This is a genomic window from Pseudomonas gingeri (assembly GCF_013386165.1).
Classification (GTDB): domain Bacteria; phylum Pseudomonadota; class Gammaproteobacteria; order Pseudomonadales; family Pseudomonadaceae; genus Aquipseudomonas; species Aquipseudomonas gingeri_C.
Map to the genome: position 1 here is coordinate 157019 of NZ_JACAOS010000002.1, position 17653 is coordinate 174671.

Genomic DNA, 17653 nt, shown 5'->3' on the forward strand with positions numbered 1-17653 from the left:
TCTCGCCATTTATGAACAAACGATAAATTCAGCGAGCAAACGTTCGAAAAATGCACATTACTAATCGTCCTGCCCCTCCAGACGCTTCCTTGCTCCTTCAAGCTGTTCGGTTCATCGCATTCGCCAACAAATGGGCTCCCACAATCCGGGGAGGACGCCGGACCTGGAACCCTTTGGGCGCTAATTTGCTGGCGAAGATTGCTGCGGGTATGTGTTGAATGCGAGGGAGGGAGCTTGGGCGGACAGGTAGCAGACATGATTGCTCTCGCTCGTTTGTTTTTATTGATGAGCTTTGATTGGCGACTTTTATCACCGGCTCATCGCGCGACCCTAACTATTAAAACTCATGCAGGTATGAGTTCAGGTAATACCATGAGACCGACTTGCCTGCGAAGGCGGTCTCTCGGATTCAGTTACCTGGGCAACAATCGCGGATCAAACGGGTAATCGGAGAGCAGTTCAATACCGTTTTCGTGGATGTAGATCTGCTCCTCCAGCTTGACTCCTTCACCTCCGGCGTCGTGGCCGATGTAGCTCTCCACGCAGATGGTCATGCCGGCTTCGAACACCCCGTCATAGCCCAGTGCATCGATGTCTTCGCGGTGCACCACGTAGGGGTATTCACCGGTCATGCCAACCCCGTGGGCCAGGGCGAAATAACGGTTGGCCTTGTAGTGGTCGGGGATCTTCCAGGCCAGCTCCGCATACTCCTTGAAGCTGCGTCCGGCCTTGAGCATTTCCATGTTGGTCTGCACCTGTTCATAGGCCAGCTTGTAGAGCTCCTGCTGCTTGTGGGTGGCCGCCTGTTCGCCACAGAGAAAGGTCCGCGAGAAATCCGCGTAGTAACCGAAACGACCGACCACATCGGTGTCCAGCGCCACCAGGTCGCCGGCTTCGATGGGCCGTGTGCTGCACTCCTGGAACCAGGGGTTGGTGCGGGGGCCGGAAGAGAGCAGACGGGTTTCCACGTAGTCGCCGTCGGTGGCGATCACGTGCTGGTGCAGGTGCGACCAGAGTTCGTTTTCGCTGATGCCGGGTTGCAGTTTGCTTTCCATCAAGCGCACCCCGGCTTCGGTGGCGCGCAGGCTGGCGCGGATCATCTTCAACTCGTTCGGCACCTTGATGCAGCGGGCGCGCTCCAGGGGTTCCTGGGCATCGAAGACCTGATAGCCGAGTTTCTGCAATTCGAAGGCCGCCGCCGAGGTGGCGCTCTCGATGGCGATGCGTTTACCGCCGCCGCATTTGCGCACCAGGTCGTCGATTTCGGCGGCCCAGTCGGCGGTGACGTTGCTCAGGAAGCTGTCGCAGAAGTAGTAGGAGATCGCCTTGGCCGGGCGAACCTCGTCGACGGTGTTCAACGACTCGGCCAGGTGCAGGCAGCCGCCGAATTCGAAGACCACCACCGGACCTTCGGCGGGGATAAAGGCATAACGGGCCGGGTTGCGCGCCGAGTACACCTGCATGTTGCGCGAGCCGGTGGCGTAGCGCATATGGGTTGGGTCGAACAGCACGCAGGCGGCGTAGTCGCGTTTTTTAAGTTCATTGCGTACCCGTTGCAGGCGGTCCAGCTGGATCTGCTGGATCTCGGCGTAGGTGGGTTCGCAGTCGGACGGATTACGGTTGGGGCCGGAAAGACTCATGGGGTGTTCCTCGCTAATACCGGTTGGTGATGGAAATTTGTTTTTATAAGCAGCTGTATTTGTTGGGTGCGCAGGATCTGTAGGAGCCGGCTTGCTGGCGATGGGGCCAGTGAGCCTTGCACCGCCTGACTGGTCGCCATCGCTGGCAAGCCAGGCTCCTACAAGGACCGCGTATATTCAGTCGAGCAATTGGTCGCTGCGCACCCGGCTGCGTTCGGCTTGCAGGTGAGCTTCGGAGAGCCGCCCGTAGAGCTGCTTGGTGCGCTCGGCGCGGCCGATGATTCCGGGCTTTTCCGAGTAGGCGAAGATCGCGGTATTGCGTTCCACCGCACCTTCGACACGGGTCACCCGGTGCACTGAAAAGCGCCCTTTGAAGATCTGCAGATCGCCGGGATTGAGCTCCAGGTACTTGACCCGGCTGCGATCCTCACCCCGTACCACCTTGCCCACTGCGCCGAGGTTTTCCGCCGTGCGCGAGCGAATCATCGGCGCGTACTCGAACAGGCCGCCGGCCTCGGGCTTCTGGGTCATCATGCTGACAATGAATTCGTTGGTGTCGAAGTGCCAAGGCTGCTGGGTGCCCTCCGGCATCACGTTGATCACCAGGCCGGCAAAGGGGTCGGCATATTCGAAAATCTCCGGTTCCCCCAGGCAGGCGCCGATGAAACGTTTCATCATCGGCGAGACGTAGAGCCGGTGAATGATCGCGTCCGGGGCGATCATGTCGCGGGTCACGAAGCCGCTGGTGCGCTCCATGAAGGTGCGGCGCGGGTCTTCAGCCGGCAGGGTGGGATCGTCTTCGGTGAAGTAGGCGTTGACCTTGCGCACCGAATAAAAGGTCTTGTCCGAGAGCGCCTGGCCCTCGAGGCGAGCCTGTTCCAGCACTTCGGGACGCAGGAAATTCTTCAGCAGGCAGCAACCGTCGACAGCCAGTTCGGCCCGGGCGTGATCGATCAGTGCCTGTAATTGGACATGGCCCGAATCATGAATGGGATAACGTTCGGTGTTGACGATATCGCTGATATCGCCCACTTCGGCATCGGCAAGTTGAAGGCTCATTTCGGGCTCCTGAAGTTAACGATCATTAGTCGCCAGTGCAAGGTTCGAAGTTGTCTCGGCGTTGAATCGATAGTTGCTTAAAAGCAGGAGTAATAGAAATGATGAGTTACGATCGAATCCATCGGCAGGAGCGATAGTTATGTCAGGTCATCTGGACGGAACATTGCTCAAGGTGTTTGTGGCGATTATTGAATGCCAGGGGTTTTCGGCGGCGGCCGAGCGCCTGCATAAAACCCAGTCGACCATCAGCCAGAGTCTGCAACGCCTGGAAGAGGTGGTGGGCACACCCTTGATCCACCGCACCAGCCGCAGCGTCAGCCTGACCCCCAGCGGCGAAACCTTCCTGATCTATGCGCGGCGCATCCTCAAGCTGCACAACGAGGCGATCAACGCCGCGCATCTGCCCAATGACCTCGCCTGCATCCATGTCGGAATGCCCGAGGACTACGCGCAATACTGCCTGGCCGGGGTCTTGCGGGATTTTCGTGAACACTTTCCCAAGGTCCGCCCGGACGTTTGCTGTGAGGCTTCGGTGGCCCTGGTCGGGCGTTTGCAACGGGGTGAGCTGGACCTGGTGCTCGGCGTGCAGCATGCCAGCCTGCAACAGGGCGAATTTCTCTGCGACGAGCCGCTGGTCTGGGTGACGGCGGATGAGCGTTCCTGGAGGGATGACGCGTCGGTACCGCTGGCGGTCTATGCCGAGGGCTGCGCCTTTCGCGCCAATGCCATCGACGCCCTGGCCGAGGCCGGTCGGTCCTGGCACGTGGTCTACACCAGCCAGAGCCCGCGGGGGATCGGGGTGGCCATCGAAGGTGGCGAAACGGTGGGGGTGACCGCCCGCCGGTTGGTGCCGGAGGGCTGGCGGATTCTCGATGAGCGGGACGGTTTCCCGGCCATCGAGCCGGCCCGCTTGATGCTCTGGCGTTCCTCGGCCTGCCAGGAGCCGGGGCTTGAGGCGATGGTGGAGATGCTCGGACGCCAGTTGCGACGCTCAGATCGGCTCGTGGAGCAGTGGCCGACTGCGTTGGTGGCGGGCCATGACTTGCAGTAACAGCAGGCTGGCGAGGACCCAGCCGGCGATCCAGGCATGGATGATGGCGAACGAGCCGCTGCTTTGCAGCAGCAGGCCGTTGGCCCAGTTTGCGCTGGCGCTGCCCAGGCCGTAGCCGACCATGCTCAGGCTCACCACCTGCAGGCTTTGCACGGGTGTCAGGCGGGCGCTGAGGTAGGCGGCCATCAGGCCCCAGACGGGAAAATAGAACAGCGCGAACAGCCCGGCGGCCAGCCAGGTCAGCAGCAGGCCGGGGTGCAGCAACAGGCCGAGCATGGCCAGGCCGAAGGCACCGATGCTGATGGCCATGACCCGCAAGGCTCCCCAGCGATCAGCCAGCGATCCCAGTGACATCCCGCCCAGGGCGCCACAGGCGCCGATCAGGGTCCAGAGCGAGCCGGTAACCTGCGGGCCCGCGCCCAGTCGTTCGGTGACGAAGGCCGAGAGGAAGTTGAGGAACGGGCCGCTGATGCTGCCGATAAAACCACTGAGCAACAGGATATGCACGGCGACGGGCTGTTCCAGGCACAGGCGCAACCAGTGCCGGAGTACCCGAACCAGAGAGGTCGCCGACTGGGGGCGGGTGTCCGGTTGGCGGGCGAGGGGCGCCAGGCCCCAGAGGGTCAGCACGGTGACGCCCAGGGTGAGCCCGGCGCAGATCAGCCAGAACGCACTTAGGGAAATGCCCTGGAGCAGGGCGATAAGAATACCGTTCAGGCAGATGGCAAAGGCCGCTCCGGAAGAGGCCAGGCCCAGCACCCGACTGCGGTGGGACGCGGGAATCACTTCGCCGGCCAGGGCGGCAATCGCGTTCCAGTTGGACACCGCGCAGGCCGAGACCAGTGCCAGGCACAAGGCGAAGGGCAGGACCCAGGGCGTGGCGACCGCCAGTGCCAGCAGCACCGGGCTGAGCAGCATGGTCAGGCGCACCATGTTCAAGGGGCTGATCCAGGCGGCGGCGATCCCGCTGGCAATCGAGGCACCCATATAGAAGAGTTGCAGCAAGGCGGCGATGGAGGCGGCCTGGCTATAACTCAGTGAGAAGTGTTGGCGGATCTCGGGTAACAGGGCGGAATAAAGAAAAATACTGAATCCGTGGGTACTGGCATTGCAGCAGGTGAATATAAAAGCGAGCAGGCCAAGTGTTCTGGTTGGGGAGTTTTTTATGATTGCCATTACGCGGCCCGAAAAGTAAGTTGTTAGAAAAATCTGCAACACAATGGGGCGAAAGTAGTGATGACGCCCAATGTAAGTGCGCAGAAGTTTTTGATTTAAAGTGATAGGGCAGGGTAGCGTTTATAAGTTGAAAATAACCAGTGCTGAATACTCATGAGGCGTGTGCGAAATACTCGTGCTATTTATCTTTTAACGACAGTTTTACTGCAAAAGCGACCTTGAACGCTTACACCTGCTGTCAGGAGCGCCCCCTCTGTAGGAGCGAGCTTGCTCGCGATGGATCTGAGAGCGCCACGGTACACCAGGCCCTCAGCGGTATCGTTGACGACCATCGCGAGCAAGCTCGCTCCTACAGGGGGGGCGTCGTCGCCGGCAGGGTTATTTTGTAGGACGATAGACAAAAAGGAATGTTACCCACCCCCGGCACCATGCGATGCTTGGCACTGTCCGGCCCTTGGTGAGTGTCTTTTCTTGAAACGCAAAATGCCCGCGCTCAATGCGCTCAAAGCCTTCGAAGTCGCTGGTAGCACCGGCAGTTTTACCCGTGCTGCCGAGCTGCTGAACGTGACCCAGAGCGCCGTCAGCCGCCAGGTCCGTCAGCTTGAGGAGCAACTGGGCGAAAGCCTGCTGGAGCGCCGTCATCACCACCTTGAATTGACCACTGCCGGGCGTGTCCTGCTGCGTGCGCTGCATCAGTCCTTCGACAAGATCGAGATGACCGTGCGCGGCATCCAGGAGAAGAACCACGCCAACCGCCTGCGCATCAATGCGCCGCCGACCTTTACCAGTCGCTGGTTGCTGCCACGCCTGGGGCGCCTGCGCCAGCAGCACCCGGGGCTGGAGTTGAGCATCACCACGCGCCTGCAGGACAGCCTGGCCGAAACCAGTACCCTGGATTGCGCGATCCGCTTTGGCGACGGTGAATGGGATGGCCTGGACAGCTCGCTGCTGATGCATGAGCGGCATATCGCCGTCTGTTCGCCGAGCCTGTATGCCCGCGAACTGAGCGGGCAGGAAGAGATCGACCTGAATCGCCTGACCCTGCTGCATGTGCTGGCCAAGGAAGACCAGCGTTACCTGACCTGGAAACACTGGCTGGACGCGGCGCGCATCAGTGGTGTCGATACCCTGAGCGGTTATGAGTTCGACCTGCTGGACCTGGCGATCGGTGCCGCCGTCGACGGCCTGGGCATCACCATCGCCGACTGGCACATGGTGGCCGGCGAGCTGGCCAGCGGGCAGTTGACCCAGGTGCTCAACGTGCACGTGGATGGGCACCAGTCCTATTGGCTGGTGACACGCCAGGAGCAGACACAGATTCCCCAGTTGCAGATTTTCAGCCAGTGGTTGCAGGAAGAACTGGAGCTGGCGCGGCGGCACCTGGAGCCGTCCACGGCGGCGCTGATGCCGGTTATCTGAAGGCCAGGCGGTAACCTGCATTTTTTGAATGTTTGCCGCCTGAATTAATCGTTTGTTCATCCCGCGCCGGATGACAAGACTGCTGGCTTCTCAGATAAGAAAAGTACGAGAACCAGTACATGTCTTCCCAGCGCAACTTTGTTAACGGTCAATTCGTCGAGCCCACCGGCACTGCCCGGATCGCAGTCTATAACCCGGCCACCGAAGCCTTGATCGACCACGTGCCGGCCGCCACCGCCGCAGAGGCGATCCAGGCCGTCGACGTCGCCGACGCCGCCCAGAGGATCTGGGGCAAGCTCACCAGTATCCAGCGCGCCGAGCACCTGCGCAGTTTTGCCGACGCCCTTGAAGCCCAGGCCGAAGATATCGGCCAGGCCCTGGCGGCAGAGTCCGGCAAGAGCGTCGCCGACGCCAGCAACGAAGCCCGTTATGCGGCGCAGATCACCCGCTATCACGCCGAATGGGCGCGGCGTATCGAAGGCGAGATCATTCCCAGCGACACCCCGGACGAAAACCTGTTTCTGCAGCGCGAGCCCATCGGCGTCGTCGCCTGCCTGATCCCGTTCAACTACCCGGTCTACACCCTGCTGCGCAAGATCGCTCCCGCGCTGATCGCCGGCAACACCGTGGTGGTCCGTCCGAGCAATAACACACCGATCTCGGCGTTTGCCATCGCCCGGGCCGTGCAGCAATCGAGTCTGCCTGCCGGGGTGTTGAATATCCTCACCATGGACCACGACACCGCCGCCAGCGTCTGTACCCACAAGGCCGTCGGTCTGATCACCCTGACCGGTAGCGTCAACGCCGGGCGTATCGTGCTCGACTACTGCAAGGCCAATATCGCCAAGCCGTCCCTGGAACTGGGCGGCAAGACCCCGGCGATCATCGAGGCCGATGCCGACCTGGAAGCGGCCGCCAGCGCCATCGTAGCGTCCAAGACCACCCACTGCGGGCAGTTGTGCACGGCGGTGGAGCGGGTCTATGTCCAGGAAAGCGTGTACGAGCGTTTCCTCGCGCTGCTCAAGGAGAAAATCAGCGCGGTACGGTTTGGCGACCGCGCGGTGGACGCCAGCCTGATGGGCCCGCTGGTCAATGCCAGTTCGCGGCGCAACATCCACGCCATGGTCGAACGTGCCGTGGCTGCGGGTGCGGTGCTGGAGACCGGCGGTGTGATCCCGCAAGGTCCCGGGCATTTCTACCCGCCGACCCTGCTCAGCGGTTGCCGCCAGGACATGGAGATCATCCAGGAAGAAATCTTCGGCCCGGTCCTGCCGGTGCTCAAGTACCGTGATATCGACGAGGCGCTGGCGATGGCCAACGATCACCAGTTCGGCCTGTCGTCGGTGCTCTATACCGAGAACTACCGCACGGCGATGAAAGTGGCGAATGCCATCGAGTCCGGCGAGCTGTACGTCAACCGGACCCCGGCCGACCCTTACCAGGGTTTCCACGCCGGCTGGAAACGCTCCGGCCTGGGCGGCGATGACGGCAAGCACGGCATGCTCGAATTCACCCAGACCCGACTGGTGGTCATGAAGTATTGAAGAAAAGCAGCTGCAAGTTGTGAGCTTCAAGCTGCAAGTTGGAAGTGGTAGGTGTTCAGGCCTTTGGCTTGTGGCTTACGGCTCGTGGCTTGCAGCTACCCCTAATAACAACAATTGATAGAGAGGGGCGACCGCACACTGGCGGATCGCCCGAGGTCCCACGTCATGTCCAAGCCTGCTATTGCCCAGGTTCACGCCGCCGCCACGTCCGTCAAAAGTGACAAGGGCAGCCGTTATTTCCAACTGATGTTGCTGGTCCTGGCCGCCGGAGCGATCTACCCGATCCTCTACTTGCGCCAGGTCTACCAGACCACCATGCTCGAAGTGTTTCACATCAACCACAGCGAGTTGGGCTATCTGTACTCCATGCTCGGGACGATCTTCCTGCTCAGCTACCTGCCCAGCGGCTGGCTGGCGGATCGCCTGGCGCCACGCTTCCTGATCTTCTTCTCGTTGGTGGCGACCGGCCTGTTGGGCATCTGGTACTCCACCGCGCCGTCCATGACCGGGTTGATGATCATCTTCGGTTGCTGGGGCCTGACCACCGGCCTGACCTTCTGGGCCTCGGTGCTCAAGCGCGTCAAGATGATTGCCGAGCAGTCCGAGCAAGGGCGTTTCTTCGGCATCCTCGACGGCGGCCGCGGCCTGGTGGAAGCGATGCTCGCCACCGTGGCCCTGGGGCTGTTCGCCTACGCCACCGAAACCCGTGGTGAGTCGGCGACCGAAGGCTTCAAGCACGTGGTCTACCTGTACTCCTTTACCTGTATCGCCATCGGTTGTGTGCTGGTGTCGCTCAAGGATCCCAAGTCCGCTGCCAGCGAAAGCGCCGTGGAGCAAGAAAAGAGCAACCTGCTGCAGGACCTCGCTACCCTGGTGAAAATCCCCGAGCTGTGGCTGGTGACCGCCATCGTGTTCTGCGGTTATCACATCTTCTGGGCGACCTACAGCTTCTCCGACTACCTGCAAGGCCACGGCATGACCGCGGTCATGGCCGGGACCATCACCACCATCAAGTTGTGGATGCGTCCCATCGGTGGTATTGGCGGCGGCTACCTGGGGGACAAGTTCTCCAACGTCTCGGTGCTGATCGTTGCCCTGATTCTGGCGACCCTGGGGATCCTCGGACTGATCGTCTTCCCTTCGCTGGGCAGTGTCGGCGTGCTGGTGGTCACGGTGATCTTCATCGGCCTGATGACCTACGCCATCCGTGGTCTGTACTGGGCGATCCTCGACACCTGCAAGCTGCCGTTGCGTATCACCGGCCTGGCCATCGGCATTGTCTCGGTGGTGGGTTACCTGCCGGACACCTTTATCCCGCTGATCAACGGCTACCTCACCGAAAACTACCCCGGCACCCTCGGCTACCAGCTGTATTTCGGCTACATCGCCTTTATCGGCGTGCTGGGCACCCTGGCCGCCCTCGCATTGCGTGCCCGGGTGAATAAATTCAAGACCAACCACAAGGCAGGTGCCTGAGATGAAAATCGTCTCCCTGGAAACCCATATCGTTGCCGTACCGCCGCCGCACATCGGGGGCATGTACTGGCTGTTCGTCAAGCTCAAGACCGACTGCGGTATTGAAGGCGTCGGCGAGATCTATGCCGCCACCTTCGGGCCCAAGGCCATGGTGCCGATCATCGAGGACGTGTTCGAGCGCTACCTGCAGGACCAGGATCCGCACCATATCGAGCGCTTCTTCCGCCAGGCCTATTCCAGCGGTTTCACCCAGCGTCCGGACCTGACCATGATGGGCGTGGTCAGCGGACTGGAGATGGCCTGCTGGGACATCATCGGCAAGGCGGCGAACAAGCCGGTCTATGAGCTGCTGGGCGGCAAGGTCAACGAGCGGTTGCGTTCCTACACCTACCTGTACCCGGTGAACAGCAAGGGCGAGTACGACTACGACGACCCGGACCTGGCGGCCGAGTGTGCCATCGAGAACATGAAGCTCGGTTTCACCGCCGTGAAATTCGACCCGGCCGGGCCTTACACCGCCTATTCCGGTCACCAGATTTCCCTGGAAGTGCTGGAGCGTTGCGAAACCTTCTGCCGCAAGATCCGCGAAGCGGTGGGCGACAAGTGCGACCTGCTGTTCGGTACCCATGGGCAGATGGTGCCGTCCTCGGCGATTCGCCTGGCCAAGCGCCTGGAGAAGTACGACCCGCTGTGGTTTGAAGAGCCGGTGCCGCCAGGCCAGGAAGACGCCATGGCGCAAGTGGCCGCCAAGACCACGATCCCGATTGCCACTGGCGAGCGGCTGACCACCAAGTACGAGTTCTTCAAGCTGTTGCAGGCCGGCGGTGCGTCGATCCTGCAGATGAACGTGGCGCGTTGCGGCGGCCTGCTGGAAGCCAAGAAGATCGCCAGCATGGCCGAGGCCTACTACGCGCAGATCGCCCCGCACCTGTACAACGGCCCGATCGGCGCGGCGGCCAGCTTCCAACTGGCGACCTGCACACCGAACTTCCTGATCCAGGAAAGCATCATGACCTGGGGCGGTTTCCACGCCGAAGTGCTGACCAAGCCGCTGCAGTGGGAAGACGGCTACATCATCCCGTCGACCGAGCCGGGCCTGGGGGTCGAGCTGAACATGGACGTGGTGCGCAAGCACACGCCCTACACCGGACAGCGGCTGCACCTGCAAATGGCGCCGACTCCCGTCGATGTGAAAGACACGTCGCCGGCCAGAGGCTGAGCCCTCCTGCCGCCCTGGGACAGGGCGGCGTTTTCAACGAATCAGCGGTAACCTGCATGACATACGACTACATCATCGCCGGCGCGGGCGCCGCCGGTTGCATCCTCGCCAACCGCCTGTCGGCTTCGGGGAAATACTCGGTCCTGTTACTGGAAGCGGGCGGCAAGGACGCTTCGTTCTGGTTCAAGATCCCGGTCGGTTTCGCCAAGATGTATTACAACCCGACCTTCAACTGGATGTACTACAGCCAGCCGCAGAAGCAACTGCACAACCGGGAAATCTATGCCCCCCGGGGCAAGGTCCAGGGTGGCTCGGGCTCGATCAACGCCATGGTCTATGTGCGTGGCCAGGCCCATGACTTCGATGACTGGGCCGCCAACGGCAATGATGGTTGGGCGTTCAAGGACGTGCTGCCGTATTTCCGCAAGCTGGAAAATCACCCCCTGGGCGATACCGAATATCACGGTGGCAGCGGGCCGATCAGCATCACGCCGATGCAGGGGCATACGCATCCGATCTGCGATGTGTTTCTCGAAGGCTGCGAGCAGTTGGGTTATCAGCGCAGCGACGACTTCAACGGGCCGAAGTTCGAAGGCGCGGGGGTCTATGACGTCAACACCCGCAACGGCCAGCGCAGCTCCAGCAGCTTCGCCCATTTGCATCCGGCCCTGAGCCGGCCGAACCTGACCGTGGAGCACCATGCGCTGGTGGACCGGGTGCTGTTCGACAACGACCTGCGTGCCATCGGCATCTCCATCAACCAGCACGGCGTGGCGCGCTCGTTCAAAGCCAACAAGGAAGTGATCCTCTGCGCCGGTGCGGTGGATACGCCGAAGATCCTGCAACTGTCCGGGGTCGGCGACCAGAGCCTGTTGAGCGAACACCGGGTGCCGGTGGTCAAGCACTTGCCCGCGGTGGGGCAGAACCTGCAGGACCACCTGTGCGTGAGCTACTACTACAAGGCCAATATCCCGACCTTGAACGATGAGCTGGGCTCGCTGTTCGGCCAGCTCAAGCTGGGCCTGCAATACCTGCTGACCCGCAAGGGCGCGTTGGCGATGAGTGTCAACCAGGCCGGTGGGTTCTTTCGTGGCAGTGAAGAGCAGGCGCATCCGAACCTGCAGATGTACTTCAACCCCTTGTCGTACCAGATTCCGAAGAGCAACAAGGCCAGTCTCAAGCCGGAACCCTATTCGGGCTTCCTGCTGTGCTTCAACCCGTGCCGGCCGACCAGTCGCGGTAGCGTGCGGATCGCCTCGAAGAACCCGGCGGATGCGGCGCTGATCGACCCTAACTACCTGAGCACCGAGAAGGATATCGACGAGGTGTTGCAGGGCAGCCGGCTGATTCGCAAGATCATGCAGGCACCGGCGTTGCGGGCGATCACCGTCGATGAAGTGTTGCCGGGCAAGGCGGTGAACGATGATGCGGCGATGCTGGAGTATTTCCGCGAGAACAGCGGGTCGATCTATCACCTGTGCGGTTCCTGCGCCATGGGCTCGGACCCGCAGGTGTCGGTGGTCGACAAGCGCCTGAAGGTGCATGGGATGAAGGGCTTGCGGATAGTCGATGCATCGATCTTCCCCAACGTGACTTCGGGTAATACCCACGCAGCGGTGCTGATGGTGGCGGAGAAGGGGGCGGACCTGATTCTTGAGGACGCCTGAGTCACCTCCGATCCTGAGGACACTGGCCAACCCGTGTCCTCAGGGGGCGAGGGGGCGTTACTTCTGTGGAGGTGCCATCAGGAAATTCCCCAACGCCTCGAACGCCGGCAAGGTCACTGGATCGTTGGCCGAGTTCGCGGCCACGGGGTGTGAGGCATACCGCACGATGACCATCTCGGCCTTGGGATCGATATAGATCCGCTGGCCATGGACGCCCCGGGCCATATAGGCCCCGTGGTCGTTATGGGTCACCCACCACATGTCGCGATAACTCCAGCCTTGCAGCATCGAATACCCGGCCTTGGCAAACGCGCCCCTGTCGGCACCCCGGCGGATATCCTCGATCACGACCTTGGGCACGATCTGCTGCCCATTGGCCTGTCCATTGTTGCGCAGCATCTCCCCAAAGCGCGCCAGGTCCCGTAACCCGGTATTCAATCCGCCCCCGGCAAACGGCGTACCGATGGAGTCCACGGTGAAATACGCATCCTGTTCCGTGCCCAACTTGCTCCAGATCCGCTCCGACAGTACCTGCGCCACGTTATGCCCGGTGGCCCGGGAAATGACCCAGCCCAGGACATCGGTGTTTACGGTCTTATAGGCAAATGCACCGCCATGGTCACCCTCGGGCTGCACCGTTTCGAGGAACTCGTAGTAGTTGCGCGGCCCCTGGTAATCCGCCGGTTTTGGCAGTGGGTTGCCCGCCTGTGCATGGAGCCAGACGCCGGCGCTCGGATCGCTGTAGTCCTCGCTGTAATCGAGTGCCGTGGTCATGTCGAGCACCTGGCGCACGGTGGCACTGCCAAAGGCCGACTTTGCCAGTTCCGGTACGTAGTCCTTGATGTGTTTGTTGGCGTCGATCAGCCCTTCGGCCACCAGTGTTGCACCCACCGTGCCGACCACCGACTTGGTCACCGACATCGCCGCGTGTTGTCCTTGGGGGGTCAATGAACCGAGGTAGCGTTCGTACACCAGTTTGCCGCGATGCAGCACCACGATCCCGTCGGTATAGGTCGCTGCCAGGGACTGTTCCCAGGTCATCGGGGCTTGTGTGCCGAGGGGCGTGAAACTCAGCGCATCGATATCGCCGCGCAAGGCTTGTGGTAGCGCGACAGGCGCTCCCAGACCACGGGATACGCTGGTGGTGGGCATTAACTGGCGAAAGTGCGAGACGCTCCAGCGCATCGCCGGAAAACGGAAATAACTGCCATCCTCGAAGCGCAGGATGCGATCGGCCGGAGGTGGGGCGCCAATCATCCAGCCGAGTTTCGCCGGATCGCTGGCGGCGGCATCCGGGAAGGTCGCTGCCGTCTCGGCGAAAGCCGTGGGGCAGGCCAGTACGGCGAACAGCAGGGGTAGGCTTCGTGCCTGTCTGAAAGACATCTTGAGCATGTGAACCTTCCTTGAGTCAGTGGGACTGAGCTTGGACAACCAGGTATGTTTATGCAAGTTGGCGCGACGTCGCGGGGCTCTGGAATGGGGATGTGCTCAAGTCGAGGAGCCCTTGCGCCGGGCGGCGCAAGGCCTTTCATGCACGAGTGATTCGTATTGGCCGGCCACAGTGCTAAAGTCGCTTCTTTTTTTGGCAGGGAACGGTCATGCGGATGTTAATCGGGGCTTTGGCGGTAGTGGCGTTGGCGGGATGCGCGGGGCCAGCCATGAACCAGACCCGTACCACCGGGCCGACCAAGACCTTCACTTCGAGCAAGGCCGAGAATGTCGTTGCCCAGTGCATCCAGTTTGCCTGGCAGGAAGAGGCGGTGTTCGGTGTGGATGCGGCAGCCTATCTGCAGCCGGGCTACAAGAACGGTTCGACCGTTTATACCCGGAGTTCGGAGTTCTTTGCCGATGTGCGTCGCGAAGGGGCGGACACGGTGGTCGACTACTACGCGACCGCCAGCAAGCCGATTGGCGCAAGAAGGCTGGCGGCGGTAGCGACCTGCCTGTAACTACCCCGACGACACCGCCGCCCCTGTAGGCGCCAGCTTGCTGGCGATGGCGTCCGGACACGCGCAGCAAGGCTCAAGGGCCCCATCGCTGGCAAGCCAGCTCCTACACAGGGACCGAGTCGAACGTTGTTGTGCGTTAGCGCGCAAGACGGCATCTACAGGGGGGGGCGGGCAATTGGATCAGCGCTCGTAGGTGTAGAAGCCGCGGCCGCTTTTACGGCCCAGATATCCGGCAGCAACCATTTCCTTGAGTAACTGCGCCGGACGGTACTTGGGTTCGTCGAAGCCCGAATGCAGGCTTTCCATGATCGCCAGCAGGGTGTCCAGGCCGATCAGGTCCGCCAGGGCCAGCGGGCCGATCGGCTGGTTGCAGCCCAACTGCATGCCGGCGTCGATATCCTCGGCGCTGGCCAGGTCCTCCTGAAGCACGAAGATGGCTTCGTTGATCATCGGGCAGAGGATGCGGTTGACCACGAAACCCGGACGGTTGCGGGCGGTCACCGCCGTCTTGCCGATCTGCCCGGCCAGGGCCATGGCCTGGGCATGGGTGGCATCGCTGGTCTGCAGGCCACGGATCACTTCCAGCAGGCCCATCATCGGCACCGGATTGAAGAAGTGCAGGCCGATAAAACGCCCGGGCTGGTCGATGGCCGCCGCCAGTTCGGTGATCGACAGCGACGAGGTGTTGGTGGCGATAATGCATTCGGCACTGGCCACTTCGGCCACCTGCCGGAGAATGCGTTTTTTCAGTTCGAGGTTTTCCGTGGCCGCCTCGATCACCAGTTCAGCCCGGGCCAGCACCGCATAGTCGCTGCTCAGGCTGATACGGCCGAGGGCCGCCTGCTTGTCGTCGGCGCTGATCACGGCTTTGCGCACTTGCCGGTCAAGGTTGCCGGTCAGGGTTGCCAGGCCTTTTTCCAGGGCCTGCTGCGAGACGTCGATCAGCGACACTTCAAGGCCGGCCACCGCACAGACCTGGGCAATCCCGTTGCCCATGATGCCGGCGCCGATCACGGCGATACGTTGAATACTCATGTTCTGTCGTCCTTAAACCCGTTCGAAGATAACGGCGATGCCTTGCCCGCCGCCGATGCACATGGTGGCCAGGCCGTAGCGCCCGCCGGTGCGATGCAGTTCGTGAATCAGTTTGGTGGCGATGATCGCGCCCGTGGCGCCCACCGGATGGCCCAGGGCAATGCCGGAGCCATTGGGATTGACCTTGGCCGGGTCGAAGTCCAGTTCCTGGCTGACGGCGCAGGCCTGGGCGGCGAAGGCGACGTTGGCCTCGATCACGTCCAGGTCGGCCACGGTCAGGCCGGCGCGCTTGAGGGCCAGGCGCGTGGCGGGAATCGGGCCCAGGCCCATCAGTTCCGGTTCGAGACCGGCATGGGCGTAAGCCACCAGGCGCGCCAGGGGTTTCAGGCCGTCGCTTTGCAGCGCGGCGCCAGTGGCCAGAAGCAAGGCGGCGGCGCCGTCATTCAGGCCCGAGGCGTTGCCGGCGGTGACGGTACCGTCCTTCTTGAAGGCGGTTTTCATCTGCGCCAGTTGTTCCAGCGAAGTGGCCCGTGGGTGCTCGTCGACACTGAACAGTTGCGTGCCCTTGCGGCTGCGCACTTCCACCGGGACGATTTGCGAAGTGAAACGGCCTTCGTCGATGGCGCGGCTGGCCCGCATTTGTTCTTCCACGGCCAGGGCGTCCTGCATCTGCCGGGTGATGCCGTTGCGCTCGGCAATGTTCTCGGCGGTGATGCCCATGTGGATCCCGTGGAACGGGTCGTGGAGAATGCCGAGCATGTAGTCGATGGCCTGGACATTGCCCATGCGCGCCCCCCAACGGGCCGAGGGCAGCAGGTAAGGGCCACGGCTCATGGATTCGGCGCCGGCACCGATAGCGATGTCGGCATCACCCAGCAGCAGGGTTTGCGCCGCTGAGACAATGGCCTGCAAGCCCGAACCGCAGAGGCGGTTGACGTTGTAGGCCGGGGTTTCCTTGGGAATGCCGGCGTTGATGGCGGCGACCCGGGACAGGTAGGCGTCCTGGGTGTCGGTGGGGATCACGTTGCCCATCACCACATGGCCGACCCGCGCCGGGTCCACGTCGCTGCGTTGCAGGGCGGCCTTGACGGCGGTGGTGGCCAGTTCGCTCAAGGGAACGTCTTTCAGTGAGCCGCCGAAGGTGCCGATGGCAGTACGAGCGGCGCTGACGATATACACTTCGGGCTTTGACATGGGGCAGTCCTGATTATTGTGAGGATCAGCGTGCTTGATCTTTGTAGGGACGGAGGCAGTGCATCCAGTGCTGCAAGTCTAGGACGTGCCCGTCCACTCGGCCTATGCCGAAACTGCTCAGTAAACCTGTGACTTTTTGCCATACGCAGCTTGGGATTCATGAAAGAAAAACATTCGGTGTCGTCCTATTTCATCAAAGCCCTGCTGGTGCGTTTTCTCGACCAGCCGCAGCGCATTGCCGAGTTGTTGCAGGCTGCGGGTTTTGCCGAGCGCTCCCTGGACGAACTGGGCGAGCGGGTCGCGCCGAAGCTGTTGGCGCAGCTCTGGCTGACGGTGATCGGTGAACTGGGCGACGAGTTTTTCGGTTTTGATTCCCACGGCATGCCCATCGGCAGCTTCGCCCTGATCTGTCGGGGGCTGATCCAGGCACCGACCGTGGGCAAGGCCCTGGGCCTGTCGTTGGAGTATTTCGCTCTGTTCCTGCGCGACATCCAGGCCCAGGTGCAGGTCCGTGGCAAGCGGGTCGTCGTGGTGATGCGCACTGAAACCCAGGACCCATACCTGCAAGCGGTGATCACCGAAACCTTCCTGATCCTGATCGTCGGCTTGATGTGCTGGCTGGCCGGACGACGCATTCCCATCAGCCGTGCACGGTTCGCCCATGCCCGCCCGTCCCATGGTGACGAGCACCTGTTGTGGGGCGCCTATGTGGAGTTCGACGCGGCGGTGACCGAGATCGAATTCGAGCGTGAATACCTGCGCTTGCCGGTGCTGCAGGATCGCAAGTCGCTCTATAGCTTTTTACGGGATGCGCCGCAGTCGGTGTTTATCCGTTTTCGTAATCGCGAGGGCTTCAGTGCCCGGGTGCACCAGCGCTTGCGTGCCTGCGGTTATGATCATTGGCCGACCCTGGAACAACTCGCGGCGGAGTTCGATATCCACCTGGCCAGCCTGCGCCGGGCGTTGCAGCGTGAGGGTTTTTCCTATCAGGAAATCAAGGACGAGGTGCGCCGGGCCATCGCCTTCGAGCGTTTGCGCAGCACCAGCATGAGCATCGCCGATATCGCCCAGGAGGTCGGCTTTCGCGAACCTAGCGCCTTTCACCGCGCCTTCAAACAGTGGACGGGGGAGAGCCCCGGGAGTTTTCGTTTGCGTGGGTCGCCGGGATCAGCACAGCGCTGACGGATTCAGCTATAACCTTCGCTTCATTTATCGCTGTTCATC

14 protein-coding genes are annotated in these 17653 nt (G+C 61.8%); 8 read left to right on the forward strand and 6 right to left on the reverse strand.

All coding sequences use genetic code 11. From position 1 onward, the window contains the following. Nucleotides 1–413 precede the first annotated feature (413 nt). Nucleotides 414–1640: a M24 family metallopeptidase gene (locus HX866_RS04510; protein ID WP_177094313.1), complete on the reverse strand. Its 1227-nt coding sequence runs from the start codon at nucleotides 1638–1640 to the stop codon at nucleotides 414–416. A gap of 177 nt (nucleotides 1641–1817) precedes the next feature. Next, entirely contained in the window at nucleotides 1818–2699 is an 882-nt protein-coding gene (locus tag HX866_RS04515) for a HalD/BesD family halogenase (protein ID WP_177094314.1), read from the reverse strand. Between the two features lie 139 nt (nucleotides 2700–2838). On the opposite strand from HX866_RS04515, the gene HX866_RS04520 reads away from it, so the two are divergent. After that, nucleotides 2839–3750 carry a LysR family transcriptional regulator gene (locus tag HX866_RS04520; protein WP_177138250.1) on the forward strand — a complete coding sequence of 304 codons (912 nt, stop codon included), beginning with the start codon at nucleotides 2839–2841 and terminating at the stop codon, nucleotides 3748–3750. On the opposite strand, the gene HX866_RS04525 is transcribed toward HX866_RS04520, so the two are convergent. After that, on the reverse strand, nucleotides 3691–4926 hold the full coding sequence (locus tag HX866_RS04525) for an MFS transporter (RefSeq protein WP_177138252.1): 1236 nt from the start codon (nucleotides 4924–4926) through the stop codon (nucleotides 3691–3693). The two genes, HX866_RS04520 and HX866_RS04525, sit on opposite strands and share 60 nt — an antisense overlap. Before the next feature lie 471 nt (nucleotides 4927–5397). Here HX866_RS04525 and HX866_RS04530 point away from each other — a divergent pair, with 471 nt between their 5' ends. From HX866_RS04530 to HX866_RS04550, 5 genes are all read left to right on the forward strand, one after another. Continuing rightward, complete coding sequence (locus HX866_RS04530) at nucleotides 5398–6345, forward strand: LysR substrate-binding domain-containing protein (RefSeq protein ID WP_177094320.1); 948 nt, start codon at nucleotides 5398–5400, stop codon at nucleotides 6343–6345. Between the two features lie 119 nt (nucleotides 6346–6464). Beyond that, nucleotides 6465–7889, forward strand: coding sequence for an aldehyde dehydrogenase (gene aldA / locus HX866_RS04535; RefSeq protein ID WP_177138253.1), 1425 nt, complete (start codon nucleotides 6465–6467; stop codon nucleotides 7887–7889). Between the two features lie 165 nt (nucleotides 7890–8054). Next, nucleotides 8055–9365: an MFS transporter gene (locus tag HX866_RS04540; RefSeq protein ID WP_177125032.1), complete on the forward strand. Its 1311-nt coding sequence runs from the start codon at nucleotides 8055–8057 to the stop codon at nucleotides 9363–9365. A 1-nt stretch (nucleotide 9366) separates the two neighbouring features. Continuing rightward, nucleotides 9367–10584, forward strand: a complete 1218-nt coding sequence (locus HX866_RS04545; RefSeq protein ID WP_177105941.1) for a mandelate racemase/muconate lactonizing enzyme family protein — start codon at nucleotides 9367–9369, stop codon at nucleotides 10582–10584. Nucleotides 10585–10640: 56 nt separating this feature from the next. Then, nucleotides 10641–12251 carry a GMC family oxidoreductase gene (locus tag HX866_RS04550; protein ID WP_177094327.1) on the forward strand — a complete coding sequence of 537 codons (1611 nt, stop codon included), beginning with the start codon at nucleotides 10641–10643 and terminating at the stop codon, nucleotides 12249–12251. Between the two features lie 57 nt (nucleotides 12252–12308). Here HX866_RS04550 and HX866_RS04555 read toward each other — a convergent pair whose 3' ends face one another. After that, the gene (locus tag HX866_RS04555; protein ID WP_177138254.1) at nucleotides 12309–13643 is read right to left on the reverse strand and encodes a serine hydrolase domain-containing protein; all 1335 of its coding nucleotides are present in this window, start codon (nucleotides 13641–13643) and stop codon (nucleotides 12309–12311) included. A gap of 206 nt (nucleotides 13644–13849) precedes the next feature. On the opposite strand from HX866_RS04555, the gene HX866_RS04560 reads away from it, so the two are divergent. Beyond that, entirely contained in the window at nucleotides 13850–14200 is a 351-nt protein-coding gene (locus HX866_RS04560; RefSeq protein WP_177094331.1) for a hypothetical protein, read from the forward strand. A 180-nt stretch (nucleotides 14201–14380) separates the two neighbouring features. Here the strand turns inward: HX866_RS04560 and HX866_RS04565 are convergent, their stop codons facing one another. Both HX866_RS04565 and HX866_RS04570 read right to left on the reverse strand, forming a co-directional pair. Next, a complete protein-coding gene (locus tag HX866_RS04565; RefSeq protein ID WP_177105944.1) occupies nucleotides 14381–15235 on the reverse strand; it encodes a 3-hydroxybutyryl-CoA dehydrogenase in 855 nt (284 codons plus the stop codon). Between the two features lie 12 nt (nucleotides 15236–15247). Beyond that, nucleotides 15248–16429: an acetyl-CoA C-acyltransferase family protein gene (locus HX866_RS04570; protein ID WP_177094335.1), complete on the reverse strand. Its 1182-nt coding sequence runs from the start codon at nucleotides 16427–16429 to the stop codon at nucleotides 15248–15250. A 159-nt stretch (nucleotides 16430–16588) separates the two neighbouring features. Between HX866_RS04570 and HX866_RS04575 the strand changes: the two genes are divergently transcribed. After that, a complete protein-coding gene (locus tag HX866_RS04575; RefSeq protein WP_177138255.1) occupies nucleotides 16589–17611 on the forward strand; it encodes an AraC family transcriptional regulator in 1023 nt (340 codons plus the stop codon). Nucleotides 17612–17653: the final 42 nt, after the last annotated feature.

Coding starts and splice junctions, on each gene's coding strand:
- HX866_RS04510 (WP_177094313.1), bottom strand. CDS start 1,640: ATGAGTCTTTCCGGCCCCAACCGTAATCCGTCCGACTGCGAACCCACC.
- HX866_RS04515 (WP_177094314.1), bottom strand. CDS start 2,699: ATGAGCCTTCAACTTGCCGATGCCGAAGTGGGCGATATCAGCGATATC.
- HX866_RS04520 (WP_177138250.1), top strand. CDS start 2,839: ATGTCAGGTCATCTGGACGGAACATTGCTCAAGGTGTTTGTGGCGATT.
- HX866_RS04525 (WP_177138252.1), bottom strand. CDS start 4,926: ATGGCAATCATAAAAAACTCCCCAACCAGAACACTTGGCCTGCTCGCT.
- aldA (WP_177138253.1), top strand. CDS start 6,465: ATGTCTTCCCAGCGCAACTTTGTTAACGGTCAATTCGTCGAGCCCACC.
- HX866_RS04540 (WP_177125032.1), top strand. CDS start 8,055: ATGTCCAAGCCTGCTATTGCCCAGGTTCACGCCGCCGCCACGTCCGTC.
- HX866_RS04545 (WP_177105941.1), top strand. CDS start 9,367: ATGAAAATCGTCTCCCTGGAAACCCATATCGTTGCCGTACCGCCGCCG.
- HX866_RS04550 (WP_177094327.1), top strand. CDS start 10,641: ATGACATACGACTACATCATCGCCGGCGCGGGCGCCGCCGGTTGCATC.
- HX866_RS04555 (WP_177138254.1), bottom strand. CDS start 13,643: ATGCTCAAGATGTCTTTCAGACAGGCACGAAGCCTACCCCTGCTGTTC.
- HX866_RS04560 (WP_177094331.1), top strand. CDS start 13,850: ATGCGGATGTTAATCGGGGCTTTGGCGGTAGTGGCGTTGGCGGGATGC.
- HX866_RS04565 (WP_177105944.1), bottom strand. CDS start 15,235: ATGAGTATTCAACGTATCGCCGTGATCGGCGCCGGCATCATGGGCAAC.
- HX866_RS04570 (WP_177094335.1), bottom strand. CDS start 16,429: ATGTCAAAGCCCGAAGTGTATATCGTCAGCGCCGCTCGTACTGCCATC.
- HX866_RS04575 (WP_177138255.1), top strand. CDS start 16,589: ATGAAAGAAAAACATTCGGTGTCGTCCTATTTCATCAAAGCCCTGCTG.